Origin of the sequence: Streptomyces sp. SID5910 (assembly GCF_009862125.1) — a bacterium.
In the GTDB taxonomy this organism is placed as follows: Bacteria; Actinomycetota; Actinomycetes; order Streptomycetales; family Streptomycetaceae; genus Streptomyces.
Genome location: NZ_WWHX01000835.1, coordinates 1 through 8,141, shown reverse-complemented (window position 1 = coordinate 8,141; position 8,141 = coordinate 1). Strand labels below are relative to the sequence as shown.

Below are 8,141 nucleotides of genomic sequence, written 5' to 3'. Positions count from 1 at the left end.
CACGGAGCCGGCGTACGGCCCCCGCCACACCGCCCGCGCCCCCGGTGCCGTCCGCACCGCCGGTGGCCGCCGCCACGCGCCGCAGCAGCGCGTCCGTGCCGACGCGGCCCGCGTGCGTACGGGTCAGGCAGTCCCGCACGATGTCCCGCCAGGCGTCCGGCAGCCCGGGCGACAGGCGCAGCTCGTCCGTGCCGCGGGCGTAGGCCACGGCGGCGTCGCGGCGGGCGCTCGGGGTGCCGCCGGGCAGCGGGAAGGACCCGGTGAGCACCAGGTGCGCCAGGACGCCGAAGGCCCACACGTCGGCGGACGGGCGGATCCGGCGGCCCCGTTCGCCGATCTCCGACCACAGCAGCTCGGGCGGCGTGTAGTCCGGCGTGGAGAAGGCGGGCGTGTAGGCGTGGGTGCCCTCCAGCTCGGCGGCCATGTTGAAGTCGGCGAGCCGGACCGAACCGTCGGCCATCAGCAGCACGTTGGCCGGTTTCAGGTCCCCGTGCACCCAGCCCGCCCGGTGCAGCTGAGTCAGCCCCGCGCAGACCTGCGCCAGCAGCGCGGGCCCGTCCGGCGGGCGGGGCGTCGCGGCCAGCCGGGCCGACAGGGACCCCTCGGCCCGCTCCAGCACCAGGACGGTGGCGCCGTCGAGCCGCGGACGGGCCGGGTCGTCGACGGTGAGGGTCTCGTACATCCGGATCAGCCGGGGCTGCCGCAGCCGCCGCAGCAACTCGACCTCGCGCTCGATCAGTTCGCGCAGGTGGGCGAGCTGGCGCGGGGTGCCCGTGCCGGTCGGCAGGAACTTCAGGGCGGCCGTGCGGGGCAGGGCGCCGCCGCCCGCGTCGCCGGTGCGGCGGGCGGCGTACACGCTGCCGAAGGCGCCCGTCGCGATCGGCTCGCGCACCTCCCAGACACCCACCCGGTACCCCTTGGGCACGGGCACGGCGTACGGCTCGGTCACCGCAGCGGCCGTTCGGACGGCGCGGCGAGGACCACCAGGTCGTCCTCGCGGACCAGGTCGAAGCGGAGCGCCAGCGAGACCAGCGACTCCTTCTTGCCGTTCAGCCGCGGACCCGGCTCGGCCGTCTCCGGTCCCGGCTTCAGGCGCAGCTTCACGGCCAGGTAGTCGATGTTCCACTGGACCGACGTGCGGGAGGCGGCCGGCCAGGCGGGGCGCAGCCGCTCGACGACCTGGTCCATGGTGGGCAGCGGCGCGTGCGGCGTGCCCCGCAGCCGGGGCTCGCACAGGGCGGCCAGCACCGCGAAGTACCGCTTGGTGCGGTCCACGGAGAAGGCCGGGGCGGTCGGCTCGCCGTCGGCGCCGGCCTCGTCGCGCAGATAGTCGTGGCGCGGCGCCCACACCTCGACCGGCAGCAGGTCGCCCGCGGCGGGCAGCACGATCCGCGAGAACTCGAACGGCACCGGCGCGTCGAGACGTCCCGGCGCCACCTTGATGTGCTCGCCCGCGCCCTCCGGGTTCTCCACCACGTACGTCTGCCGGGACGAGAGGTTGCTCAGCGTCCAGAACGTGCCGTGGGCGGTGATCTCGCCCGCTCTTCTGGACACGCCGTCGTGCCCGATCAGCAGGCCGCCCTCCGGCACGGCCCGCCCGAAGGCGAGCCGTTCACCGGGGGCGAGCCGGAACTGGGGGCGGGTGCGGTCGCGTTCGTCCTCCGTGGTCGGCGGAGGTACCACGATGATGCTGTACAAGGTGCGTCTCCCCGTGCCTGACGGCTACCCAGGCCTACCCGGGCCAGACTAGGGCGACGCACCAGGGCCGTGTCCCCCCTCGTACGGGTGAGACACGGCCCTTGGAAGTGATTGGCGCGAACTGTTCAGTCGCCGCGGTGCCTTCAGTAGCGCGGGCGGCTGAACCAGGCCGTGCCGCTGGACACCACCGGGGCGGCGGTGATGATGGCACCGAAGGTGACCCACAGCAGCGGGAAGATGATCGCCGAGGCGAGGCCGGAGTCGAGGCCGACGAACAGCATGATGAGGCCGACGATCGTGCCGAGCGCGCCGTAGACGACGGTGGTGATGCGGATGCCCTGGCCGCCCTTGCCGAACTTGACGCCCAGCGTGATGGACAGCGCCGCGAGACCGAACGCGATCAGGGCGATCACCACGAGCACGCCGGCCGCGATGTCACCGCCGTCGCTGATCGCGCCGAACGGGTCGTCGGAGGAGGAGCTCAGGTCGTCCGCCGCGTCGGAGACGTCGTTGGCGATGGCGGCGACGTACAGCCAGATGAGGCCGATGATGATCTGGACGGCCGAGATGATGAAGAGGAAGACCCGGGCCGTCACCAGCAGCCCCGGCATCGACTGCGGCAGCATCTGGTTCCCGCCCGGGTAACCCGGGTAGCCCGGCTGCTGCGGGAAGCCGTAGCCCTGGGGAGCGGCGGGCGGCTGCTGGGGGTAACCGTAGCCCTGCTGGGGTGGGGCGGGCGGCTGTGCGGGCGGGGGCCCGTAGGGATTGTTCGGGTCGCCGAAACTCATGGCGGTCCTTCCTCCGATGTGCTCCGTGTGCGGGGACGCGCGGCACGGCTCGGAGGAATTTCTCCAGATGGTTGCGGTCCGTCCCCCCGGTACTGCCCGCGGCACTGTGCTGCACCATCGTTCTCGACCGTCACGGGCTTGTCCAGCCGGATTCGACAGGTGTTGTGCAAGTGCAACATCGCTGATCATGACCGGACACGGCCGGACCCGTCCCCGTGTGCCCGGCCGGGCCGGGCCGGTGGTGCCCGCATGGCGGCCGGATTGGAACCGGGGGCCGGTCATCCGCGAGGATGGGGGCATGACCGCCCAGATTCTCGATGGCAAGGCCACCGCAGCCGCGATCAAGTCCGAACTGGCCGCCCGCGTGGCGGCGCTGAAGGAGAAGGGCGTCACGCCCGGCCTCGGCACCGTCCTGGTCGGCGACGACCCCGGCAGCCAGAAGTACGTCGCGGGCAAGCACCGCGACTGCGCCCAGGTCGGCATCGCCTCCATCCAGCGTGAACTGCCCGGCACGGCGACGCAGGAGGAGATCGAGGCGGTCGTCCGCGAACTGAACGAGGACCCGGCCTGCACCGGCTACATCGTGCAGCTCCCGCTGCCCAAGGGCATCGACGAGAACCGCATCCTCGAACTGATGGACCCGGACAAGGACGCCGACGGCCTCCACCCGATGAACCTCGGCCGCCTCGTGCTGAACGAGCCGGCGCCGCTGCCCTGCACCCCCAACGGCATCCTCACCCTCCTGCGCCGCTACGGCGTGGAGACCAAGGGCGCCGAGGTCGTGGTCGTCGGACGCGGCGTCACCATCGGCCGCCCGATGCCGCTGCTGCTCACCCGCCGCAGCGAGAACGCCACCGTGACCCAGTGCCACACCGGCACGCGTGACCTGTCCGCCCACCTCAAGCGCGCGGACATCATCGTCGCCGCGGCCGGTTCCCCGCACCTGGTCCGCGCCGAGGACGTCAAGCCCGGCGCGGCCGTCCTCGACGTCGGCGTCTCGCGCAACGCCGAGGGCAAGATCGTCGGCGACGTCCACCCGGACGTGGCCGAGGTGGCCGCCTGGATCTCCCCGAACCCCGGCGGCGTCGGCCCGATGACCCGGGCCGAGCTGCTCGTCAACGTGGTCGAGGCGGCGGAGCGCAGTGCCGGCTGAGGGACGGAGCACGGTGCCGGCCGAGGAACAGAAGGGGCCCGGGGGCGACGAGCGCCCGGAGGACGGCCGCGCGGAGTCCGGCCGCGCCAAGGGCGATCGCGCGGAGGACGGACGCGCCAAGGGCGAGCGCGCGGAGGACGGCCGCGCCAAGGGCGAGCGCCCGGAATCCGGAGGCTCGGAGGCCGGACGGGCGAAGACGGGACGCGCGAAGGGCGAGCGCGCGGAGTCCGGAGGCTCGGAGGCTGGACGCGTGAAGGGCGAGCGCCCGGAGTCCGGCGGTGCGGAGGCTGGACGAGCGAAGGGTGATCGTCCGGAGTCCGGAGGCTCGGAGGGCGAGCGCCCGGAGTCCGGCGGTGCGGAGGCCGGCGCGGCGGAGGGTGAGCTCACCGTTCGGGACCCCGTCAGCGCGCCCGATGCCGAGGGCAGGCCGCGGCGCGCCACCCGGCGGTTCCCGCTCTTCACGCGGGACACCGCGCGGCCCGAGGGCGGCGGCCGGGCCGCGCCCGGTGACGCCCCGGCGCCCGCCCGGCAGTGGCCGGTGATCACGGTGGTGGCCCTCGTCGGGATCGGCCTGCTGCTGACCGCGCTGGACGTCTTCCGCTGGGGCACGGTGCTGATCGGCGCCGCGCTGCTGATCGGCGCCGCGCTGCGCTGGGCGGTGCCCGACGTCGGCATGCTCGCGGTGCGTTCACGCTTCACCGACATCGCCACCTACGCCGTCCTGGGCCTCAGCATCACCCTGCTCGCGCTGATGACGCAGCCGGAACCGCTGCTGCAAATCCCGTTCCTGAAGGACACGCTGCACTTCACCGTCAGCAAGTAACGGCCCGCGTACGACGGCCCGTCCTCCACCCCCGTGGGAGAACGGGCCGTCGCCGCGACCAACCCTCCAGCACGCGGAACGCCCTGTTCAACGCCTGGCGGGGCGCTGTGGCACGGAAGTGACCGTTCCGCTACGGAGTACGTGAACGGCGTGGTCCTTGTGCCGGGCGTGACCGGACATGTGCGTTCCGTGTGCCGAAGTGTCGACAAGTTCGGGGATGTGCCCCCAAGTCGCTCAACGACGGGGCTAGCGTGGTCGATCCGTACGACGGTGGGGGTTCCGTTCGATGCACGGGGCCGCCGGTGGGACACTGGACCACGGACCAGCGGGCGTGCGACGGTGCATGCCCGCGGCCTCTGTGCTCCTGTGCGCCCCCACCCCGGGAACTGAGATCCTGACCGGGCGCATCCCTGTGGGTAGCCAGAACGGGGACTCGGCGCGGGACGCCGCGCGCGAGGACCGCGGGGGATTGAGCGGGGAACGAAACAGCACGTCACCGGGGGGAAGAGGGGGAAGCAATGCCTCGTTGGAAGGCCTTGCCGGAGGAACTCGATCCACAGATCAGAGAGTTCGCCAGCCAGTTGCGCCGGCTCGTCGACCGCAGCGAGCTGAGCATCGCGTCGCTCGCCGACGCCACGGGCTACAGCAAGACGTCCTGGGAGCGCTATCTCAACGGCCGGCTGCTCGCGCCCAAGGGCGCCATCGTGGCCCTGGCCGAGGTGACGGGGACCAACCCCGTCCACCTGACCACCATGTGGGAGCTGGCCGAGCGTGCCTGGAGCCGCTCGGAGATGCGCCACGACATGACCATGGAGGCCATCCGGATCTCGCAGGCGCGCGCCGCGCTCGGCGAGCTGGGCACGCCCGCGGCCGGCTCGCGGAACGGGCGGAGCGGCAAGTCGGGCCGGCACGGCGGCGGTGCGGCGGCGAAGCCGGGGGTCGCCGGTCCGGCCGGTGTGGCGCCCACGCTGCCGCCGTCGACGGTGCCCGCGCAGCCGACGGCCGCCGACAGCCCCGACTCGGCCGCCGGCCCGGTCCGGGGCGGCGGTGCGCCCGGCGGGTTCTCGGACACGTCCTCGGGCGGGCCCTCCGACGGCAACTCGTGGGGGCTCGCGGGTTACCGGGGGCCGTCACCGACCGGTGAGCGCGTGCCGCGCAACGGGCACCGGCCCGCTTCCGCTTCCGGTTCCGCTTCCGGTTCCGCTTCGGGGGCGTACGCGGGCGGTCCGGCCGCCACCGCGCCGGTGCCGGACGCCCACGGGGCCGCGGGTGCGTACGGCCGGCCCCCGCAGGGCGGCTCCGGCGCGCGGAACGGCGCGTCGGGGGGCGGCAAGCGGATGGGGACGTTCGTCGCGGGCGTCGTCGGCGTGCTCGTCGTGGCCGCCGGTGCCTTCTTCCTCCTGAACGGCGGCGGCGAGAAGAAGGACGAGGGCACCAAGCCCTCCCCGTCGCCCACGGTGAGCGCCAACCCGAAGCTGCCGCCCGGGGTGAAGTGCGGCGGCGACCAGTGCACCGGCAAGGACCCGGAGGCCATGGGCTGCGGCGGCGAGCTGGTGACCACCGCCGCGCGGGCCACCGTCGGCACGGCGTCCGTCGAGGTCCGCTACAGCAAGACCTGCGGCGCCGCGTGGGCCCGCGTCACCCAGGCCGGCCAGGGTGACGAGGTCACGGTCAGCGCGGGCGGCAAGAACGAGCAGGCGGGGCAGGTCACCGCGACCGGCGACACGGTCGCGTACACGCCGATGGTGGCGGTGAAGGCCCCCGCCGACGCCAAGGCCTGCGTGACGCTGGCCGCGGGCGGCCAGGGCTGCACGGACTGAGGCTCCCCGCCCGGATCGGGCGGGGAGCGGCTGAGCCGTTCGGGGGAAACGCGGTCGTAGGGAAGAAAATCTTCCTGTCGTAGGCATGGTCCGCGGACGCGCGGGCACGCGACAAGGTATCCCCCCACGGGAGTCCGGCAACGGTCCCCGAACGGCGGTCGCCAGTCCCTCCCTCTCCCGGACCCGGCGACCGCCTTTTCCTGCCCGGCGTGCCCCCTCCGGGTGACCGGGAGCGGGGCTGTGGGCCGGGCCACACCGACCCCGACGCCCCGGACAGCGCGGGCGCGATAGCCTGACCGCTGGATCTCTCTTGACGCCAAGAGATCGATCATCCGCCGGGGCAGGGACGCCCCACCGCCAGCTGTCATACGGAGAACGCCATGACCCGCACTCCCGTGAACGTCACCGTCACCGGCGCGGCCGGCCAGATCGGTTACGCCCTGCTCTTCCGCATCGCCTCCGGCCAGCTGCTCGGCGCGGACGTGCCGGTCAAGCTCCGCCTCCTGGAGATCACCCCGGCGCTCAAGGCCGCCGAGGGCACCGCGATGGAGCTCGACGACTGCGCGTTCCCGCTGCTCCAGGGCATCGAGATCACCGACGACCCGAACGTGGCCTTCGACGGCACCAACGTCGCCCTCCTCGTCGGCGCCCGTCCCCGCACCAAGGGCATGGAGCGCGGTGACCTCCTGGAGGCCAACGGCGGCATCTTCAAGCCGCAGGGCAAGGCCATCAACGACCACGCCGCGGACGACATCAAGGTCCTCGTTGTCGGCAACCCGGCCAACACCAACGCGCTGATCGCCCAGGCCGCCGCCCCGGACGTACCGGCCGAGCGCTTCACCGCGATGACCCGCCTCGACCACAACCGCGCGCTGACCCAGCTCGCGAAGAAGACGGGCTCGACGGTCGCCGACATCAAGCGTCTGACCATCTGGGGCAACCACTCCGCCACCCAGTACCCGGACATCTTCCACGCCACGATCGCCGGCAAGAACGCCGCGGAGGTCGTGAACGACGAGAAGTGGCTGGCGGACGACTTCATCCCGACCGTCGCCAAGCGCGGTGCCGCGATCATCGAGGCCCGTGGCGCCTCGTCGGCCGCCTCCGCCGCCAACGCCGCCATCGACCACGTGTACACGTGGGTCAACGGCACCGCCGAGGGCGACTGGACCTCCATGGGCATCCCGTCCGACGGCTCCTACGGTGTCCCGGAGGGCCTGATCTCCTCCTTCCCGGTCACCACCAAGGACGGCAAGTACGAGATCGTCCAGGGCCTGGACGTCAACGAGTTCTCCCGCGCCCGCATCGACGCGTCCGTCAAGGAGCTGTCGGAGGAGCGCGAGGCGGTCCGCGGTCTCGGTCTCCTCTAGGACCCTCCGCTCCGCGGGCCGTACGTCACGACCCCGCACGGGCTCCGTTCCGGTTTCGGCCGGAACGGAGCCCGTTGCCGTTTTCGCCGCTACCTTCGGAACACCGGGTTCGACGTGTGCGGGGGGTACGGATGAACGGCTGGCAGGGCGACGGTTCGCAGGAGGAGCCGGAAGCGGGATCGGACCACGGGCCGAGCGAGGAGAGAGGCCGGGCGGCCTGGACCCCGGACGGCGGCGACGCCCCGGCCGAACCGCCCCCGTGGGCCACGGCCCAAACCCGCACGAGCCTCACGCCCCCGCCGTTCGCTGCCGCTGCCTCAACGCCGTCGGCCGCCCCGCCGGCTCCGTGGGTGCCGGCCCCGACGCCGCCGGCCGGCACGCCCGAGGCGGCGGGTGCGACGCCCGCGACCCCCGGCTCCGCCGGACCCGCGTCCACCGCCCCGCCTCCACCGGCCCCGTGGGCGTCCGACCCCGCCGGTCAGGCGCCCG

6 protein-coding genes and 1 pseudogene are annotated in these 8,141 nt (G+C 73.5%); 4 read left to right on the top strand and 3 right to left on the bottom strand.

Annotation, left to right across the window (positions count from 1 at the left end):
* The 3 genes and pseudogenes from GTW67_RS38400 to GTW67_RS29450 form a co-directional block, all read right to left on the bottom strand.
* Positions 1-949, bottom strand: a pseudogene (locus GTW67_RS38400) (protein kinase domain-containing protein); the annotation flags it as partial.
* Positions 946-1,698, bottom strand: a complete 753-nt coding sequence (locus GTW67_RS38395; protein WP_161167800.1) for an FHA domain-containing protein — start codon at positions 1,696-1,698, stop codon at positions 946-948. The gene GTW67_RS38395 and the pseudogene GTW67_RS38400, both read right to left, overlap by 4 nt.
* A gap of 143 nt (positions 1,699-1,841) precedes the next feature.
* The gene (locus tag GTW67_RS29450) at positions 1,842-2,486 is read right to left on the bottom strand and encodes a hypothetical protein (protein ID WP_161167799.1); all 645 of its coding nucleotides are present in this window, start codon (positions 2,484-2,486) and stop codon (positions 1,842-1,844) included.
* 298 nt (positions 2,487-2,784) lie between these two features.
* Between GTW67_RS29450 and GTW67_RS29445 the strand changes: the two genes are divergently transcribed.
* The 4 genes from GTW67_RS29445 (at position 2,785) to GTW67_RS29430 (ending at position 7,652) form a co-directional block, all read left to right on the top strand.
* Positions 2,785-3,639: a bifunctional methylenetetrahydrofolate dehydrogenase/methenyltetrahydrofolate cyclohydrolase gene (locus tag GTW67_RS29445; protein WP_161167798.1), complete on the top strand. Its 855-nt coding sequence runs from the start codon at positions 2,785-2,787 to the stop codon at positions 3,637-3,639.
* Positions 3,640-3,889: 250 nt separating this feature from the next.
* Positions 3,890-4,462, top strand: a complete 573-nt coding sequence (locus tag GTW67_RS29440; RefSeq protein WP_161167801.1) for a DUF3017 domain-containing protein — start codon at positions 3,890-3,892, stop codon at positions 4,460-4,462.
* 518 nt (positions 4,463-4,980) lie between these two features.
* Positions 4,981-6,282 carry an XRE family transcriptional regulator gene (locus tag GTW67_RS29435; protein ID WP_161167797.1) on the top strand — a complete coding sequence of 434 codons (1,302 nt, stop codon included), beginning with the start codon at positions 4,981-4,983 and terminating at the stop codon, positions 6,280-6,282.
* Between the two features lie 380 nt (positions 6,283-6,662).
* Positions 6,663-7,652 (top strand): malate dehydrogenase, encoded by a 990-nt coding sequence (locus GTW67_RS29430; RefSeq protein ID WP_161167796.1) that lies wholly within the window; start codon positions 6,663-6,665, stop codon positions 7,650-7,652.
* The last annotated feature ends 489 nt before the right edge of the window (positions 7,653-8,141 follow it).

What these genes read in the sequence shown, in the direction of transcription:
- GTW67_RS29450 (WP_161167799.1), bottom strand. Translation starts at nt 2,486, where the DNA reads ATGAGTTTCGGCGACCCGAACAATCCCTACGGGCCCCCGCCCGCACAG.
- GTW67_RS29445 (WP_161167798.1), top strand. Translation starts at nt 2,785, where the DNA reads ATGACCGCCCAGATTCTCGATGGCAAGGCCACCGCAGCCGCGATCAAG.
- GTW67_RS29435 (WP_161167797.1), top strand. Translation starts at nt 4,981, where the DNA reads ATGCCTCGTTGGAAGGCCTTGCCGGAGGAACTCGATCCACAGATCAGA.
- GTW67_RS29430 (WP_161167796.1), top strand. Translation starts at nt 6,663, where the DNA reads ATGACCCGCACTCCCGTGAACGTCACCGTCACCGGCGCGGCCGGCCAG.